At 74.6% G+C, this 20,033-nt stretch carries 2 protein-coding genes and 1 pseudogene; all 3 read left to right on the top strand.

Annotated elements, in window-relative coordinates:
- Positions 1-2,352: SDR family NAD(P)-dependent oxidoreductase (locus ACFWAR_RS18015; RefSeq protein ID WP_385778162.1), on the top strand; the 2,352-nt coding region annotated here is incomplete at its 5' end.
- A 147-nt stretch (positions 2,353-2,499) separates the two neighbouring features.
- Positions 2,500-9,048 carry an SDR family NAD(P)-dependent oxidoreductase gene (locus tag ACFWAR_RS18010; protein ID WP_385778159.1) on the top strand — a complete coding sequence of 2,183 codons (6,549 nt, stop codon included), beginning with the start codon at positions 2,500-2,502 and terminating at the stop codon, positions 9,046-9,048.
- A gap of 86 nt (positions 9,049-9,134) precedes the next feature.
- A pseudogene (locus ACFWAR_RS18005) lies at positions 9,135-20,024 on the top strand (type I polyketide synthase); the annotation flags it as partial.
- Positions 20,025-20,033 lie beyond the last annotated feature (9 nt).

The following is a 20,033-nucleotide window of genomic DNA, read 5'->3' as shown; positions in this document are numbered from 1 at the left end:
GTCGGTCCGGAGGCGGTGCTGTCCGGTTTGGTGCAGGGTCGTGGTGAGGGTGTCGTCGCGGTTCCCGCGGTGCGGGTCGGGCAGGGCGAGTTGGCCTCGTTCGGGCAGGGTTTGGCGCGGTTGTATGCGCGGGGTGCTGCGGTTTCGTGGCCGCAGTTGCGTCCCGGACGGCGGGTCGCGTTGCCCACGTACGCCTTCAACCGACAGCGCTACTGGCTGGACGCCCCCGCCGCCACCGGTGGGGAGCACACCTCCGAGCTCGACCAGGCCTTCTGGTCCGCGGTGGAGGGCGAGGACATCGAGGTCCTGGCCCGCACCCTGGGCGTCGACGAGGGGGAGCGGCAGGCGCCGCTGCGGGAGATCCTGCCGGTCCTCGCCGACTGGCGCCGCAGGTCCAAGGAGCGCTCGGACCTCGGCGCGCTCTGCTACGACGTGCACTGGCGCTCCCTCGCCGAACCGGCCGCACAACCGACCGGCACCTGGCTGAAGATCACCGCGGGCGGCACGGCGGCCGCCGCGTGCGCGGCGACGCTGGAGCGACAGGGCCTCGACATCGTGACCGTGGACGTGTCCGCCGACCCGGAGGGCGCCACGGACCCCGACGCCCTCGCCGAGCGGATCCGCGCGGTGGTCGCGGACACACCCGTGCGCGGAGTGCTGTCCCTCCTCGCGCTGGCGGAGGCCCCGGACGACACCTGGCTGCTGGCCGCCACCCACGCTGTGGTGCGCGCCCTGGGCGAGGCGGACGTGCCGGCACCCCTGTGGTGCGTCACCCGGGGCGCCGTCGCCGTCGGCGCCGAGGCGACCAGGCCGGGCCAGGCCCAGGTGTGGGGCCTCGGCCGGGTGGCCGCGCTGGAACACCCGGAACGCTGGGGCGGTCTCATCGACCTGCCCGAGGAGTTCGGGGCACGGGACACCGCACGGCTGGCCGCCGTCCTGGCCGGGACCACCGGTGAGGACCAGGTGGCGCTGCGCGTCGGCGGAATCCTCGCCCGGCGACTGCGGCGCGCCCCCCTCGCGGTCACGGCCGACAGCGTGGGCTGGACCCCGCGCGGCACGGCCCTGGTCACCGGCGGCACCGGCGCCCTGGGCGCCCACGTGGCCCGCTGGCTGGCCGGCTCGGGCGCGGAACACCTGGTGCTGACCAGCCGCAGGGGCCGCGGGGCTCCCGGGGCGGCGGACCTGGAAGCCGAACTGACGGGCCTCGGAGCCAGGGTGACCATCGCCGCGTGCGACGTCGCCGACCGGGGCGCGCTGGACGCACTGCTCGGCGAGCTCGCCGCCGACGGCGTGCGCGTCACGTCGGTGCTGCACACCGCCGGCGTCTCCCAGTCCACCCGCATCGACGGGACACCGGCGCACGAGGTGCGCGCCATCAGCGCGGGCAAGACCGACGGCGCGCGCCACCTCGACGAAGCCTTCGCCGACACCGAGCTGGACGCCTTCGTGCTGTTCGCCTCCACGGCCGGCGTCTGGGGCGGCGCGGGACAGGGCTCCTACGGAGCGGCCAACGCCTACCTCGACGCGCTCGCGGAGCGGCGCAGGGCGCGCGGCGCCGTCGCCACCTCGGTGGCGTGGGGGCCCTGGAGCGAGGGCGGCATGGCGGCGCAGGACGACGCCGAGGCGCACCTGCGCCGACGCGGCGTGCGGGCGCTCGCGCCCGACACCGCGCTGGCCCTGCTCCGGCACGCGATCGACCAGCGGGTGACCTGCCTGACGGTGGCCGACGTCGAGTGGGAGAAGTTCGCCCTGTCGTACACCTCGACCAGGCCCAGCACCCTGCTGTCCGACATTCCCGAGGCGCTGCGCGGGCAGGCACCCGCCGAGCCCGCCGAGGACGGCGCCGCCGAGCTCGTCCGACGCCTCTCCGGGCTCTCCGGCGCCGAGCGGCAGCAGGCGCTGACCGAGCTGGTCCGTACCCACGCGGCGGCCGTGCTCGGACACACGGGGATCGCGGCGATCGAGGCGGACAAGCCGTTCCGCGACGTGGGCTTCGACTCGCTCGCGGCGGTCGAGTTCCGCAACCGGCTGGCCGCGGCCACCGGACTCGCCGTCTCGGCCACCTCGATCTTCGACTACCCCACCCCGGCCGAACTCGCGGAGCACCTGCGCTCCCAACTGGGCGAGGACGAACTGTCGGAGAAGTCCGTGCTGGCCGAGATCGACCGGCTCGAGGGAAGGCTCGCCGCGGTCGCGGCCCAGGCCGCCCCCTCGCCGGACATCCTGGCCAGGCTGGCGGCCCTGGCGGGGCGCTGGTCCTCGGAGGCGCCCCGCGAGACGGCGGCCGAGCACCTGCGGTCCGCGTCGCGCGACGAGGTCTTCGACTTCATCGAGAACGAGCTCGGCCTGTGAACCACGGCAGTCCCCGAAACACGAACGGGCCGGCGCACGACGGCGGGCCCCTGAGCACGAACGAGCCGGCGCACCCCGGCACAACCGCCCGCCCGAGCGGCGAGCGGCACGAGCCGATGCGGCGCGACACACGAAATGGGATCCACCATGGATGAGGACAAGACTCTCGACTACCTCAAGCGGGTCAGCGCCGACCTCCACAAGGTCCGCGGCCGACTGCGCGAGGTCGAGGACGCCGAGCGGGAGCCCATCGCCATCGTGGGCATGGGCTGCCGGTTCCCCGGCGGCGTCGGCTCCCCCGAGGAGCTGTGGCAGCTGGTGCTCCAAGGGGCCGACGGCGTGAGCGAGTTCCCCACGGACCGCGGCTGGGACCTGGACGCGCTCTTCGAGGACGGCCCCGGTCAGGAGGCGGGATCGGCCACCCGCGCCGCCGCGTTCCTGCACGACGCCCCCGACTTCGACGCGGACTTCTTCGGGATCTCGCCGCGCGAGGCCCTCGCCATGGACCCGCAGCAGCGCCTGCTCCTGGAGACCTCCTGGGAGGCCATCGAGCGGGCCGGGCTCGACTCCCGCCAACTGCGCGGCAGCAGGACCGGTGTGTTCGTCGGCACCAACGGCCAGGACTACGCCACCTTGATGCTCGGCAACAACCAGCCCGAGCTGGCCGGTTTCATGGGCATCGGCAACGCCGCGAGCGTCGCCTCCGGCCGCATCGCCTACACCTTCGGCTTCGAGGGCCCGGCGCTCACCATCGACACGGCCTGCTCCTCCTCACTGGTCGCGCTGCACCTGGCCGCGCACTCCCTGCGCAAGGGCGAGTGCACGATGGCCCTCGCGGGCGGCGTGACGATCATGTCGACGCCCAGCATGTTCACCGAGTTCACCAAGCAGCAGGGACTCGCCTCCGACGGCCGCGTCAAGGCCTTCGCGGCCGCGGCCGACGGCACCGCCTGGGGCGAGGGCGTCGGCGTACTGCTCGTCGAGCGACTCTCGGACGCGCGTCGCAACGGCCACCGCGTCCTGGCCGTGCTGCGCGGATCCGCCGTCAACCAGGACGGCGCGTCCAACGGACTGACCGCGCCCAACGGCCCCGCGCAGCAGCGCGTCATCCGCCAGGCCCTCGGCAACGCCCGCCTGGCCGCCGCCGAGGTCGACGTCGTCGAGGCGCACGGCACCGGTACCACGCTCGGCGACCCGATCGAGGCCCAGGCCCTGCTCGCCACGTACGGCCAGGACCGCCCCGAAGGCCGCCCGCTGCTCCTGGGATCCGTGAAGTCCAACATCGGCCACACGGCGGCCGCCGCGGGCGTGGCCAGCGTCATCAAGACGGTGCTCGCCCTCCAGCGCGGCATCGTGCCGCCCACCCTGAACGTGGACGAGCCCACCCCGCACGTCGACTGGAAGACGGGCGACGTCCGCCTCGTCACCGAGGTCACCGACTGGCCGAGCACCGGACAGCCGCGCCGCGCGGGCATCTCCGCCTTCGGCGTGAGCGGCACCAACGCCCACGTGATCCTGGAGCAGTTCGAGGACGACGCGGTCGGGGCCGTCGAGCCCGGTTCCGCCGCGACGCCCTCCGAGACCCCCGCGCCGCTCGCCGCGCGCGGCGCCACCGTACCGTGGGTCGTCTCCGGCCACACCCCCGGCGCCCTGCGCGAACAGGCCGCCCGGCTGCGCGAGTTCGCCGCCGACCCCGGCGCGGACATCCTCGGCACCGGCCGCGCGCTCGCCCTGCGGCGCACCGCGCTGCGCCACCGTGCCGTCGTCCTGTCGGGGGAGCGGGACGGGCTGCTCCGCGCACTCGACGCCGTCGCCGGGCAGGAGACCTCCGCGCACGCCACGATCGGCGAGGCCGCCTCGTCCGACGCGAAGGTGGTGTTCGTCTTCCCCGGCCAGGGCTCCCAGTGGGCGGGCATGGCCATCGACCTCATGGCCGCCTCCCCGGTGTTCGCCGACGCGATGCGCGAATGCGCCGACGCGCTGGCCCCGCACCTCGACTGGGACCCGCTCGAACTGCTGCGCGGCGGCGAGAAGCTGGAGCGCGACGACATCGTCCAGCCCGTGCTGTGGTCCGTCATGGTCTCCCTCGCGCGGCTGTGGCGCTCCCTGGGCGTCGTACCCGCCGCCGTCGTCGGCCACTCGCAGGGCGAGATCGCCGCCGCCTGCGCGGCCGGTGCGCTGTCGCTGGCGGACGGCGCCCGCCTCGTGGCCCTGCGCAGCCGGGTGTTCCACGAGCACCTGTCGGGCAAGGGCGCCATGTACGCGCTCTCCGCGACGCCCGAGCGGGCCACCGCGCTCATCGGGGACCGGGCCGGAGTGTGGATCGCCTCGACCAACGGCCCCGAGTCCACCGTCGTGGCCGGCGACCTCGACGCGCTCGCCGAGGTGACCGCCGAGGCCGAGGCCGCCGGGCTGCGGCCGCGGAAGGTCGGCATCGAGTACGCGTCCCACACCCCGCACACCGAACGGGTGCGCGCACAGCTCCTCGACCTCGCCGCGCCGGTCGCCCCGCGCGCCGGGGACACCCCGGTGTACTCCACCGTCACCGCCGGGCCCGTGCCCGGCGAGAGCCTCGACGCCGAGTACTGGTACCGCAACCTGCGCGAGCCCGTCCGCTTCCACGAGACCATCCAGCTGCTCCTGGACGAGGGCAACACCGCCTTCGTGGAGGTCAGCCCGCACCCGGTCCTGCTGACCGCGGTCCAGGACACGGTCGCGAACCAGCCGGCGGGCGCCCGCGCCGCCACCGTCACCGGCACCCTGCGCAGGGACGACGGCGGCACCCGCAGGCTCCTGACCTCCCTGGCCCAGCTGTGGACCGGCGGCGTCCACGTCGACTGGGACGCGGTGTACGCCGCCGACGCCACCGACGCCGTCGACCTGCCCACCTACGCCTTCCAGCGCCGCCGCTACTGGCTCTCCGGGGGCACCGGCGGCGCGGCCGACGTCTCCGGCGCCGGACTCTCCCTCGTGGGGCACCCGCTGCTGTCCGCGGGCGTCGAGGCCGCCGACGGCGACCGCTACGTCCTCACCGGCAGGATCTCCACCCGCACCCACCCCTGGCTCGCCGACCACCAGGTCCTCGGCCGTGTCCTCGTACCCGGTACCGCACTGGTCGAACTCGCCCTGCGCGCCGGTGAGTACGCCCATTGCGACCAGATCGCCGAACTCGTCCTGGAGAGTCCGCTGGCCCTGGCCGCGGAAGGCCCCGGCGTCGACGTCCAGGTCACCGTCGGCGAGGCCGACGAAGCCGGTGCCCGTCAGGTGCGGATCTTCTCCCGCCCCGCCGGAGCCGACGGCGGCCCGCAGGAGTGGACGGGCCACGCCAGTGGCACCCTGAGCGCGGAGCCCGCCGCCGCGGCCGCGGCCGAGCAGTCCGCCTGGCCGCCCGCCGACGCCACCCCGGTCCCGGTCGAGGGCCTGTACGAGCGGCTGACCGGGTGGGGCTACGCCTACGGCCCCGTCTTCCAGGGGCTGCGCGCCCTGTGGCGGCGCGGCGACGAACTCTTCGCCGAGGTCGCCCTGGACGAGCGGGGCGGCGCGGACGCGGCCCGCTTCGGCCTGCACCCCGCCCTGTTCGACGCGGCCCTGCACAGCCAGATCGCCACCGCCCTCCACCAGGAGAGCGGCGTCGAGCCCCGGCTGCCGTTCTCCTTCGGCGGGGTGCGCCTGCACGCCACCGGAGCCACCGCGGCCCGCGTCCGGATCACCCCGAACGGCGCCGGTGCCCTGTCCCTGACGATGACCGACTCCACGGGCCTGCCCGTGCTCACCGTCGACGAGCTCACCTCGCGGCCCGTGGCCGGCGCCGACGTCCGCCAACGGCCGCACGTGGACGGCCTGTTCCGCCTCGACTGGGTCGCGGTGCCCGAGGCCCCCGCCCGGTCCGGGCAGAGCCCGGCCGTGCTCGGGAGCGCGGGCGACCCCGCCCCGGACGCCGAGGGAACCGTCCGCTTCGCCGACCTCGCCGCGCTCCGCGAGAGCGTACGCACCGGCGAGGAACTGCCCGGTGTGGTGCTGCTCCCCGTGCCCGCGGGAGCCGGTGACCCCTTGGCCGCCATCCGCGAGGTGACCGGCTCCGTCCTCGACGCGCTGCAGGCCTGGCTCGCCGCCGAGGAGACCGAGGCCGCCACCCTCGCCGTCGTCACCCGCGGCGGAGCCGCCGCCCTGCCCGGCGACGGCATCGACCCGGTACAGTCCGCGGTCCGCGCCCTGGTGCGCTCGGCCTGCTCCGAGAACCCCGGCCGGATCGTCCAGATCGACCTGGACGACGACGCCCGCTCGGCCGCCGCCCTGTCCGCCGCCGTCGCCGCCGCCCTGGCCGCGGGGGAGACGGAGAGCGTGGTGCGCGCGGGCGCCCCACTGGCGCCCCGGCTCGCCCGCGTGGTGCCCGCCGACACCCTCGTCCCGCCCGCCGACGGCGCGTGGAGCCTCGACGTGGACGGCAGCGGCACCCTCGAAGGACTGCGGCTCGTGTCGTGCCCGCAGGCCGAGGCGCCGCTGGCCGACGGCCAGGTGCGCGTCGAGGTCCGGGCGACCGGCGTGAACTTCCGCGACGTCCTGCTCGCCCTCGGCGTCGTCGACGTCGCCAAGTCCTTCACCGAGATGGCCTTCGGCTCCGAGGGCGCGGGCTTCGTCGCCGAGGTCGGCCCCGGCGTCACCGGCGTGCGCGTCGGCGACCGCGTCATGGGCCTGCTGAACGGCTCGTACGCGGGACCGCTGGCGGTCACCGACGCCCGCACCATCGCGCCGATCCCCACCGGCTGGTCGTTCGCCCAGGCCGCCGCCGTGCCCACCGTGTTCCTCACCGCCTACTACGCGCTGCAGGACCTCGCCCGCATCAAGGAGGGCGAGTCGCTGCTCGTCCACGCCGCGGCCGGTGGTGTCGGCATGGCCGCCGTCCAGCTCGCGCGCCACTGGGGCATCGAGGTGTACGCCACCGCCAGCGAGCCCAAGTGGCCGACCGTGCGCGCCGGCGGCATCCCCGCCGAACGCCTCGCCTCCTCGCGCACCCTGGACTTCGCCGACACCTTCCGCGCCGCCAGCGGCGGCCGGGGCGTCGACGTCGTCCTCAACTGCCTGGCCCGGGAGTTCACCGACGCCTCGCTCGACCTCCTGGTCCCCGAGGGCCGGTTCATCGAGATGGGCAAGACCGACATCCGCGAGCCGCAGGCCGTGAGCGCCTCCTGGCCCGGCACGTTCTACCGCTCCTTCGACCTCGGCGAGGCGGGCGCGGAACGCATCGGCGAGATGCTCACCCACCTCGCGCGGCTCTTCGAGGAGGGCGTGCTCTCCCCGCTGCCGGTGACCACCTGGGACGCCCGCCGCGCACCCGAGGCCTTCCGCTACCTCAGCCAGGCCAAGCACGTCGGCAAGGTCGCCCTCACCATCCCCACGGCCACCCTGGACGGCACGGTCCTGGTCACCGGCGGCACCGGCTCCCTCGGCGCCTCCGTGGCCCGCCACCTGGCCGAGCGGTACGGAGTCACGGACCTGGTGCTCACCAGCCGCCGCGGCCCCGAGGCGCCCGGCGCGGCCGAACTCGTCGCGGAGCTCGCCGAACTCGGCGCCACCGCCCGCGTCGTGGCCTGCGACGTCGCCGTACGCGCCGACCTCGTGGGCCTGTTGGACGGCATCGACGACCTGCGGGGCGTCGTGCACGCCGCGGGCGTCATCGACGACGGAGTGGTCACGGCCCTGAACCGCCAGCGGTTCGACACGGTGCTGCGCCCCAAGGCGGACGCTGCCTGGCACCTGCACGAACTCACCCGCGGCAAGGACCTCGCCCTGTTCGCGCTGTTCTCCTCCGCCTCCGGCGTGTTCGGCGCGCCCGGCCAGGCCAACTACGCCGCGGCCAACGCCTTCCTGGACGGCCTCGCGCACCACCGCCGCCGCCTCGGACTCCCCGCACAGTCCCTGTCCTGGGGGCTGTGGGCGCAGACCAGCGGGATCACCGGCGAGCTCGGCCAGGCCGACCTCGACCGGATGGCACGCACCGGTGTGCGCGCCCTGTCCACCGCCGACGGCCTCGCCCTCTTCGACGCCGCCACCGGCGACAACCACACCCACACCGTCCCCGTGCAGCTGGACCCCTCCAGGTTCACCGGCGACGTCGCGCCCCTGCTGCGCGGCCTGGTCAAGGCCCCCGCCAAGCGGACGGCGTCCGCCGCCGCGGAGGCCGGGGCGGGCGGCGGGCTCGCCGAGCGACTGGCGCGGCTGTCCCCGAAGGAGTGCGAGGAGCTGCTCGTCGAGGAGGTGCGCCGACAGGCCTCGGTGGTCCTCGGTCACGAGGACATCGAGACCGTGGGCGCCGAGCGACCGTTCAAGAACCTCGGCTTCGACTCGCTCACCACCGTCGAGCTGCGCAACCGGCTCAACGCCCGCACCGGCCTGCGGCTCTCGGTCACCGTGCTCTTCGACCACCCCACGCCCGCGGCCGTCGCGGCCCACCTCAAGCAGCAACTGCTCCCGGAGGTCGACCCGGCCGCGCTCGCCGCGACCCGGCTCACCGCCCTGGAGGCGCTGCTCGACGAGGTCACCGAGGACGACCCGAGGCGCGCCGACCTCACCGTGCGCCTGCGGGCGGTCCTCGCGAAGTGGTCCGGACCCGAGACCGTGGCCGACTCGACCAGCCTGACCGACGCGAGCGACGCGGAACTGTTCGCGCTCATGGACAACAAGCCGTGGTCCAGCTGACCGGCGGGCGGGCCACCCCGCCGCCATGCGAATCCCCCAGCTGACTGAAATTTGCCGGATCGGAAGAGGACTGGATGTCGAACGAGCAGAAGCTCCGCGAGTACCTGAAGCAGGCGGTTGCCGACGCGCGCGACTCCTACGCACGGCTGCGCGCCGTAGAGGAGGCCGCCCGTGAGCCGCTCGCCGTCATCGGCATGAGCTGCCGGTTCCCCGGTGGGGTGCGGACCCCCGAGGACCTGTGGGAGCTGGTCGCCGAGGGGCGCGTGGGCATCGCGGACTTCCCCGCGGACCGCGGATGGGATCTGGGGGCCCTCTACGACCCCGAGGGACTGCGCCCGCGCAGCTCCTACATCCGCAAGGGCGGATTCATCGACGGGGCCGCGGACTTCGACGCCGAGTTCTTCGAGATATCCCCGCGCGAGGCCCTCGCCATGGACCCGCAGCAGCGGGTGCTCATGGAAGCCTCCTGGGAGGCCTTCGAGCGGGCCGGGATCGACCCGGGCACGCTGCGCGGCGAGAGCGCGGGCGTCTTCGTCGGCGGCGTCCTGTCCGGCTACGGCTCGAACGTGGGCACCACGCAGGACAGCGAGGGCTACCTGCTGACCGGCAGCGCCTCCAGCATCCTCTCCGGCCGCCTCTCCTACGCGTACGGGTTCGAGGGGCCCGCCGTCACCGTCGACACCGCCTGCTCCTCCTCGCTGACCGCGCTGCACCTCGCCGCGCAGTCGCTGCGCAACAAGGAGAGCTCCCTGGCCCTGGTGGGCGGCGTGATGGTGATGGCGACGCCGGACGCCTTCACCGAGTTCAGCAAGCAGCGCGGGCTCTCCCAGGACGGCCTCGTCAAGGCGTTCGCGGCCGGTGCCGACGGCACCGCCTGGGGCGAGGGCGTCGGCGTACTGCTCGTCGAGCGGCTCTCGGACGCGCGCCGCAATGGCCACCGCGTCCTGTCCGTCATCCGCGGCTCCGCGGTCAACCAGGATGGCGCCTCGAACGGCCTGACCGCGCCCAACGGTCCCTCCCAGCAGCGGGTCATCCGCCTGGCGCTCGCCAGCGCCGGACTCGCCGCGTCCGACATCGACGTCCTGGAGGCGCACGGCACCGGCACCACCCTGGGCGACCCGATCGAGGCCCAGGCGCTCCTCGCCACGTACGGCCAGGACCGCCCGGAAGCCCGCCCGCTGCTGCTCGGTTCGGTGAAGTCCAACATCGGCCACACGCAGTCCGCGGCCGGTGTCGCGGGCGTCATGAAGATGGTGCTCGCCCTGCAGCACGGCGTGGTGCCGCCCACCCTGAACGTCGACGAGCCCACCCCGCACGTCGACTGGACGGCCGGCGCCGTCGAGCTGGTCACCGAAGCCGTGGCCTGGCCCGAGACGGGCAGGCCGCGACGGGCGGCCGTGTCCTCCTTCGGCATCAGCGGAACCAACGCCCACGTCATCCTCGAACAGGCCCCCGAGGCCGCGGAGCCGCAGGCCGAGGAGCCCGCCCCGGGCGACGCGGCGACCCCGGTGCTCACCGGCGTCCCCGCCCCCTGGCCGCTGTCCGCCAAGAACGCCGCCGCGCTGTACGACCAGGGCGACCGGCTGCGCACCTTCCTCGCCGACGCGACCGCCCCCGACGCGGACGCCGTGGCCGCCGCCCTCGTCCGCACCCGCGCCTCCTTCACCCACCGCGCCGTCGTCTTCGGCGACGAGCGCCCCGCGGCCCTCGCCTCGCTCGCCGAGGGCACCGCGGACGCGCCCGGCCTGGTGCACGGCATCGCACGCCCCGGCGCCAAGGTCGCGTTCGTCTTCCCCGGCCAGGGCGCCCAGTGGACCGGCATGGCCACCGGGCTCCTCAAGTCCTCCCCGGTCTTCGCCGAGGCCCTGCGCGAGTGCGCCGACGCGCTGGCGCCGCACACGGACTGGAACCTGCTCGACGTCCTCGGCGACGAACGGGCCCTGGCGCGCGTCGACGTGGTGCAGCCCGCCCTGTGGGCCGTCATGGTCTCCCTCGCCAGGCTCTGGCAGGCCGCGGGCGTCACGCCCGATGTCGTGGTGGGGCACTCCCAGGGCGAGATCGCCGCCGCCTGCGCCGCCGGCATCCTCTCCCTCCAGGACGGGGCGCGCCTGGTCGCGCTGCGCAGCCGCACCATCGCCGAGGACCTCGCGGGGCAGGGCGGCATGGTCTCCCTGGCCGCCTCCGCCGAGCGCGCCGCCGAACTCCTCGCCGGACGCGACGGCGTATGGGTGGCCGCCGTCAACGGCCCCGGCGCGACCGTCGTCGCCGGCGCCCCCGAGGTGCTCGCCCAGGTCTCCGAGGCCGCCGAGGCCGCCGGTGTCCGTGCCCGCACCATCCCGGTCGACTACGCGTCCCACACCCCGCACGTCGAGAGCATCCGCGACCGGCTCCTCCAGGTCGCCGCACCCATCGCGCCCCGCGCCGGGTCCGTGGCGATGTACTCGTCCGTGACCGTGCAGCCCCTCGCCGGGGGCAGCGCCGACGCGCGGTACTGGTACCGGAACCTGCGCGAGCCCGTGCGCTTCGCCGAGACGGTCGGCGCCCTCCTCGACCGCGGCGTCGACACGTTCGTCGAGATCAGCCCGCACCCGGTGATCGCCCCCGCCATCGAGGACCTCGCGGCCGCGGCGGGCCACGACGGCGTGGTGGTCTCGGGGACGCTCCGCCGGGACCAGGACGAGAGCACGGCGCTGACCCGCGCCGCCGCCACCCTGTGGACCCGCGGGGTCGCCCTCTCCTGGGACACCTTCCTGGAGGGCGCGGCCGCCACCGCGACCCCGGCCCGCCCGGCCGACGCGGTCGAACTGCCGACGTACCCGTTCCAGCGGCGCCGGTTCTGGATGGAGGGTCCCGCCGGTACCGGGGACGCCGCGGGCATCGGCCTCGACCCCGTCGCCCACCCGCTGCTCGCCGCCGTCACGATCCCCGCCGAGTCCGGCGCGGCCGTCTTCACCGGCCGGATCTCCCTGCCGACCCACCCCTGGCTGGCCGACCACGTCCTGCTCGGGACCGTGCTCCTTCCCGGCACCGCCTTCCTCGAACTCGCCCTCGCCGCAGGCCGGGAGAGCGGCTGCGGCCGCGTGCGGGAGCTCACCTTGGAGCGCCCCCTCACCCTCACCGCGGACACCGGCGTCACCCTCCAGGTCCAGGTGGCCGAGGCCGACGAAGCCGGCGCGCGGACCGCCACGATCTACTCCAGGACCGGCACCGCCGACCAGGCCGAGCCCGCCGAGTGGATCCGGCACGCCACCGCCACCCTCACGGCCGAAGAGCCGCTGGTCGAGGCGGAGTTCGGTGACCTCCAGGGCGCCTGGCCGCCCGCCGGCGCCACCTCCGTCGAGCGGGGCGACTTCTACGGCGCGCTGTTCGAGAGCGGCTACGAGTACGGCCCCGCCTTCCAGGGCCTGCAGTCCGTCTGGCGCCGCGGCGGCGAGGTGTTCGCCGAGGTGGCCCTGCCCGAGGAGGCGGCTGCCGCCGACTTCCTCGCCCACCCCGCTCTCCTCGACGCCGCCCTCCACGCCATGGGCCTGGGCGGCCTGTTCGGGGACGAGGGCGCCGTGCGCCTCCCGTTCGCCTGGTCCGGCGTACAGACCTGGTCCGACGGCGCCACCTCGCTGCGCGTCCGGCTGACCGCGGCCGGTGGCGACGGCGTACGGCTGCTGGCCACGGACGCCGTGGGCACGCCCGTCGCCTCCGTGGACGAGCTCGTGCTGCGCCCGCTCTCCGCCACCGACGTGCGCGCGGCGGACCCGAGCCGGTCGCTGTACGTCCCGCGCTGGGACGCCTGGCAGCCCGCGACCGCCGCCGCACCTCTCACCGTCTCCTGGACTCCGGGCACCCCGCTCGCCGAAGTACTGGCCGGGGAACCCGAGTTGGTGCTCCTCGACTGCACCGCCCAGGACGTGCCCGGCGGCGACGACGTACCGGCCGCGACCCACGCCATGACCGGCTTCGTGCTGGCCCGCGTCCAGGAGTGGCTCGCCCGGGAGACGCCCGCCCGGGCCAAGCTCGTCGTCCTGACCCGCGGCGCCGTCGGCATCGAGCCCGAGGAACTGCCCGACCCGGTGCAGGCCGCTGTGCGGGGCTTCCTGCGTTCGGTGCAGTCCGAGCATCCTGACCGGTTCGTGCTGGTGGACGCGGATGTGGCTGCGGATGCGGACGCCGGTGCGGTGGGTGTTCCTGTCTCTGTGGTGGCTGCGGCTGTTGCCGTGGGGGAGCCGGAGTTGGCTCTGCGGGGTGGGGTTGTGTATGTGCCGAGGTTGGTTGTGGCGGGTGCGGATGCTGGTGCTGTTGCTGTTGCTGTGGAGTCCGGCCGTGGTGGGGTGTCGTGGTCGGGTGGTGCGGTGTTGGTGACGGGTGGTACGGGTGTGGTGGGTGCTGCGGTGGCGCGGCATTTGGTGGTTGTGCATGGTGTGGGTGAGTTGGTGTTGGTGAGTCGGCGTGGTGAAGGGGCGCCGGGTGTGGGTGAGTTGGTGTCTGAGTTGGTGGGGTTGGGTGCTGTGGTGCGGGTGGTGGCTTGTGATGTGGCTGATCGTGTGGCGGTGGGTGAGTTGGTGGCGGGTATTGCTGATTTGCGTGGTGTGGTGCATGCGGCGGGTGCGGTGGATGACGGTGTGGTGACGGGGTTGTCGGCGGAGAGGTTGGCTTCGGTGTTGCGGCCGAAGGTGGATGCGGCGTGGCATTTGCACGAGGCGACGCGGGGTCTTGGGTTGGGGTTGTTCGTGTTGTTCTCGTCGGCCGCTGGTGTGTTCGGTTCGCCGGGGCAGGCGAACTATGCGGCGGCGAACGTGTTCTTGGACGCGTTGGCGGTGCGTCGTCGTGCGGAGGGTCTTGCGGCGCAGTCCCTGTCGTGGGGTCTGTGGGAGGAGACCAGCGAACTGACCGCCACCCTCGGCGAAGCCGACAAGGCCCGGCTCGGCCGCGGCGGACTGCGGGCCCTCGGTACCGAGGAGGGCCTCGCCCTCTTCGACCGGTCGCTCGCCCTCGACGCCGCGCACCTGGTTCCCGTACGCCTCGACCTGTCCCGCGCCCGCGCCGAAGGCCAGCAGGTGCCCGCGCTGTTGCGGGCCCTGGTGCGCACCCCCGCGCGCCGCACCACCGCAACCCCCGGGGGCCGTGGCTGGCGCGCGCAGTACGAGGCGCTGCCCGAGGACGGCCGCGAGGGCATGCTCGTCGACCTCGTCCGGGCCCAAGTGGCCGCCGTTCTGGGCCACTCCGGCGCGGACGCGGTCGACGCCCAGCGCGGCTTCAAGGACCTCGGCTTCGACTCCCTGACCGCTGTGGAGCTGCGCAACCGGCTGGGCGACCTCACCGGCAACCGGCTGCCCGCGACCCTGGTGTTCGACTACCCGACACCGGCCGCGCTCGGCGCCCACCTGCACGCTCTCCTGGCCGGCACGGCCGCGCGGCAGCGCAGCGAGGTGGCACGGGTCGTCGCGGACGACGAGCCCATCGCGATCGTCGGCATGAGCTGCCGTTTCCCCGGCCACGTCGACTCGCCCGACGAGCTGTGGCAGATGCTCGTCGACGGCGGCGAGGGCATCAGCGGCTTCCCGACGGACCGCGACTGGGCCCTCGACTCGTTCTTCGACCCCACCGGCGAGCGCCCCGGCACCTCCCTGGTGGACCAGGGCGGCTTCCTGCACGACGCCGCCGACTTCGACGCCTCCTTCTTCGGGATCTCCCCGCGCGAGGCCGTGACCATGGACCCGCAGCACCGCATGCTCCTGGAGCTGTCGTGGGAGGCCATCGAGCGCGCGGGCGTCGACCCGACGGAGCTGCGCGGCAGCAGGACCGGGGTGTTCTCCGGCCTGATGTACCACGAGTACGCGGCCCGTCTGCGCTCCGTGCCCGAGGACGTCGCGGGCTTCCTCAGCAACGGCAACGCGGGCAGCGTGGCCACCGGCCGGGTGTCCTACACCCTCGGCTTCGAGGGCCCCGCCGTCACCGTGGACACGGCCTGCTCCTCGTCCCTGGTCGCGCTGGACATGGCCGTCAGCGCCCTGCAGCGCGCCGAGTGCGACCTGGCGCTCGCCGGCGGTGTCACCGTGATGTCGACCCCGACGATCTTCGCCGAGTTCACCCGTCAGCGCGGCCTCGCGCACGACGGCCGCTGCAAGGCGTTCTCCGACGCGGCCGACGGCATGGGCGTCGCCGAAGGCGCGGGCGTGGTCCTCGTCGAGCGGCTCTCGGACGCCCTGCGCAACGGACACCGCGTCCTCGCCGTCATCAAGGGCTCGGCCGTCAACCAGGACGGCGCGTCGAACGGTCTGACCGCGCCCAACGGACCTTCGCAGCAGCGGGTGATCCGCCAGGCGCTCGCCAACGCGGGCCTCGCCGCGTCCGACGTGGACGTGGTGGAGGCGCACGGCACGGGCACCTCCCTGGGCGACCCGATCGAGGCGCAGGCGCTCCTCGCCACGTACGGCCAGGAGCGCGGCGGCAACCGGCCGCTGCTGCTCGGTTCGGTGAAGTCCAACATCGGCCACACCCAGGCCGCCGCCGGTATCGCGGGCGTCATGAAGATGGTGCTCGCCCTGCGGCACGGGACCGTGCCCCGGACCCTGCACGCCGAGCGGCCCAGCGAGCACATCGACTGGACGGCGGGCGCCGTCGAGCTGGTGACCGAGGCCGTGGCCTGGCCCGAGACGGGCAGGCCGCGACGGGCGGCCGTGTCCTCCTTCGGCATCAGCGGAACCAACGCCCACGTCATCCTCGAACAGGCCCCCGAGGCCGCGGAGCCGGAGCCCGACGCGGAGCGGCCCGAGCCCGTGCTCGCCGCCGCCGAAGGCGCCGTACTGCCGTGGCCCGTCTCGGCCAAGTCCCCCGCCGCGCTGCGCGGCCAGGCCGAGCAGCTGCGCGCCTTCGCGGCCGCGGGAGCCGAGCCCGCGGCGACGGCCGCCGCGCTCATCGGCGGCCGTACCGCCTTCGACGAGCGCGCGGTCGTCCTCGCCGCCGACCCCGAGGGCTTCGCCGAAGGCCTCGCGGGCCTGGTCCGCCAGGACGCCGAGGCCCCCGGGCTCGTCTCCGGGACCGTGCGCCCCGGCGCCAAGGTCGCGTTCGTCTTCCCCGGCCAGGGCGCCCAGTGGACCGGCATGGCGCTCGGCCTGATGGAATCGTCGCCGGTGTTCGCCGGAGCCCTGCGCGAGTGCGCCGACGCGCTCGCGCCGCACGCGGACTGGAACCTGCTCGACGTCCTCGGCGACCAGCAGGCCCTGGCGCGCGTCGACGTGGTGCAGCCCGCCCTGTGGGCCGTCATGGTCTCCCTCGCGAAGGTCTGGCAGCGCTCCGGCATCACGCCCTCCGTGGTCGTCGGCCACTCCCAGGGAGAGATCGCCGCGGCCTGCGTGGCCGGCGCCCTGACCCTGGCCGAGGGCGCCCGTCTCGTGGCCCTGCGCAGCCGCGTCATCGCCGAGGAGCTCGCCGGTCGCGGCGGCATGGCCTCACTGACCGTGCCCGCCGACGAGGCCCAGGCACTCATCGACCGGTACACGAACCCCGACGGCGCCGCCGAAGCCGCCCCCGGCGTGGTCATCGCCGCCGTCAACGGCCCCGGCGCGGTCGTCGTCGCCGGTGACGAGGGCCCCCTGCAGCAGCTCCTGGACGGCTGCGAGGCCGACGGGATCCGCGCCCGCCGCATCCCCGTGGACTACCCCTCGCACGGGCCCCAGGTCGAGCTCATCAAGGACCGCCTCCTCAAGGAACTCGGCGACATCAGCCCGGCGCCGACCCAGGTGACCTGGCGCTCCACCGTCACCGGCGAGGACGTGCGGGACGGGGAGGCCGACACGGAGTACTGGTACCGCAACCTGCGACAGCCGGTGCGCTTCGCGCAGGTCGTCGCCGACCTCATGGAAAGCGGCGTCGACACCTTCGTCGAGATCAGCCCGCACCCGGTGACCACCGCCGCCCTGGAGGACACCGCGCTGCGGGCCGGGGGGCGCGAGGTCGTCGTCACCGGCACCCTGCGCCGCGACGAGCACGAGCGCACCGCCCTGCTCCGCAACGCCGCCGCCCTGTGGACCAGGGGCCTCGGCGTCGACTGGACCGCTCTCGCCCCGGCCCCGGACCGGCGGGCCGACGCCGTCGACCTGCCCACCTACGCCTTCCAGCGGGAGCGCTACTGGCTCGACGCGCCGAACGACCTCGGGGACCCGGGCGGTGTCGGCCAGGAGGCCACCGGCCACCCGGTGCTCGCCGCGGCCGTCGTCCCCGCCGGGACCGACAGCATCCTGTTCACCGGCAGGCTCACCACCCCGGCCGCGGCCTCGCCCGCCGAGCACACCGTGCTCGACACGCCCGTACTGCCCGCCGGCGCCCTGCTCGACTGGGCGCTGTACGCCGCGGACCGCCTCGGCCTGCCCGGTGTCGCGCAACTGGAGCAGCACGAACCGCTGCTCCAGGCTCCCGACGGCGCCGTCCGCGTCCAGGTGATGGCCGCGGAGCCCGACGACTCCGGGCACCGCCGCCTCACCGTCCACGCGCAGCCCGAGGGCGACGCGACCGCGGAGTGGACCCTGCACGCCACCGCCGAGCTGCGCCCCTCGGTCGAGGAGGCCGACGAGGCGTACGCACCGCTCGCGGGCACCTGGCCGCCGACCGATGCCACCCCGGCGGACACGACCGGGCTCTACGGCGAACTCTTCGCCGCGGGCCAGCAGTTCGGACCGGCCCTCCAGGGGCTGCGCGGCGCCTGGCGCACGGGCGACGACGTCTACGCCGAGGTCGAGCTGCCCGAGCGGGCCGTCGAAGGACTCGCGCCGCGCGCGGTGCTCCTGGAGGCCGTCTGCCACGCCTGGCGCCTCGCCGACGCGGACGGCCCCGGTACCGCCGGAGCCCTCCAGCCCGCCGCCTGGCACGGCGTGCGGGGGCGGGCCAGCGGCTTCGACACCGCCACCGGCCCGGAGGCGGTCGAGGGCGCTCGGATCGTACGGGTCCTGCTGTCCCCGACCGGCGACGGAGCCCTGCGGGTGCGAGTTGCCGACACCGAGGGCGTCCCGCTGCTCGGCGCGGACAAGGTCGAGCTGCGTCCTCTCACCGCGGCCCGGCTCCGCTCGGCGGGTGCCACCGCGGCGCGTTCGCTCTACGAAGTGAGCTGGGAGCGGCGTGCGTTCGACGAGCCCGCCCAGGCGCCGCGTTCGATCCTGTGGGACGGCACGCGGTCGGCGCAGGACATCGAGGCCGCCATCGCGGACGGCGTGCGGCTCGTCCTGCTGGACGCGACCGCGCTCGACGTCCCCGGGCAGCGGGAGGACGACGACGAGCACCTGCCGCAGCGGGTCCGCGAAGCGGTGACCGCCGCCCTCGCGCGAGCCCAGCGGTGGATCGCCGACGAGGCGCTCGCCGACGCACGGCTCGTCGTGGTCACACACGGCGCCGTCGCCGTCTCGGGCACCGACTCCGTGGACCTCACCCAGGCCGCTGTGCGGGGGTTCCTGCGTTCGGCGCGGGCCGAGCATCCTGATCGCTTCCTGCTGGTGGACGCGGATTCGGATGCGGTGGGTGTTCCTGTCTCCGTCGTGGCTGCGGCTGTTGCTGCGGGGGAGCCGGAGTTGGCTCTGCGGGGTGGGGTTGTTTATGTGCCGAGGTTGGTTGTGGTGGGTGCGGATGCTGGTGCTGTTGCTGTGGGTTCCGGCGATGGTGGTGTGTCGTGGTCGGGTGGTGCGGTGTTGGTGACGGGTGGTACGGGTGTGGTGGGTGCTGCGGTGGCGCGGCATTTGGTGGTTGTGCATGGTGTGGGTGAGTTGGTGTTGGTGAGTCGGCGTGGTGAAGGGGCGCCGGGTGTGGGTGAGTTGGTGTCTGAGTTGGTGGGGTTGGGTGCTGTGGTGCGGGTGGTGGCTTGTGATGTGGCTGATCGTGTGGCGGTGGGTGAGTTGGTGGCGGGTATTGCTGATTTGCGTGGTGTGGTGCATGCGGCGGGTGCGGTGGATGACGGTGTGGTGACGGGGTTGTCGGCGGAGCGGTTGGCTTCGGTGTTGCGGCCGAAGGTGGATGCGGCGTGGTATTTGCACGAGGCGACGCGGGGTCTTGGGTTGGGGTTGTTCGTGTTGTTCTCGTCGGCCGCGGGTGTGTTCGGTTCGCCGGGTCAGGCGAACTACGCGGCGGCGAACGTGTTCTTGGACGCGTTGGCGGTGCGTCGTCGTGCGGAGGGTCTTGCGGCGCAGTCCCTGTCGTGGGGTCTGTGGGAGGAGACCAGCGAACTGACCGCCACCCTCGGCGAAGCCGGGCTGCGGCGGATGAACGCCGGCGGTGTCCTGCCGCTCAGCACGGAGGAAGGACTCGCCCTCTTCGACCGCGCGCTCGCAAGCGGTCTGCCGCACTCGGCGCCGGTCCAGCTGGACCGCGCCCAGCTGCGCGGCGGCGAGGACACGCCCGCGCTGCTGCGCAGCCTGGTGCGGTCCGCTCCGCGCCGCGCCATGGCACCGGACGACGCGCAGGCACTGCGCGGCCGCCTCGCCGCGCTCCCGGCGGCCGAGCGGCAGGAAGCCCTCCTGGAGACCGTGCGCGGCCAGATCGCCGGGGTCCTCAAGTACGGTACGGGCGACCAGATCTCGGCCACCCGGCCGTTCTCGGAGCTCGGCTTCGACTCGCTGACCGCCGTCGAACTCCGCAACCGCCTGGCCCGGACGGCCGGTACGCGGCTGCCCACCACGCTCGTCTTCGACTACCCGACGCCCGAGGCGCTCACCGACCACCTGCTCACGATCCTGCTGCCCGAGACGCAGGCCGAGGAGTGGGGCAGGGAGAGCGTCGAACGTCTCGAAGCCATGCTCGACGACGAGCGCGACGAGGCCGAGGTCAACAAGCTGACGGCCCGCCTGGAGACCCTGCTCCTGCGCTGGCGGGAACGCTCCAGGACGCTGGCCGGCACCGCGCCGGGCGGCGGCCGGGCCCAGGACGCGGGAGCCGACGAGCTGAGCGAGGTCAGCGAGGAAGAGCTGCTGCGCTACATCGACGACGAGATCGGGCTGAGCTGATGCACGCAC

The sequence above is a fragment of the Streptomyces sp. NPDC059917 genome (assembly GCF_042730635.1).
GTDB lineage: Bacteria > Actinomycetota > Actinomycetes > Streptomycetales > Streptomycetaceae > Streptomyces.
Note: the sequence above shows the minus strand (reverse complement) of the source record. Positions and strands in the feature narration are given on the sequence as shown.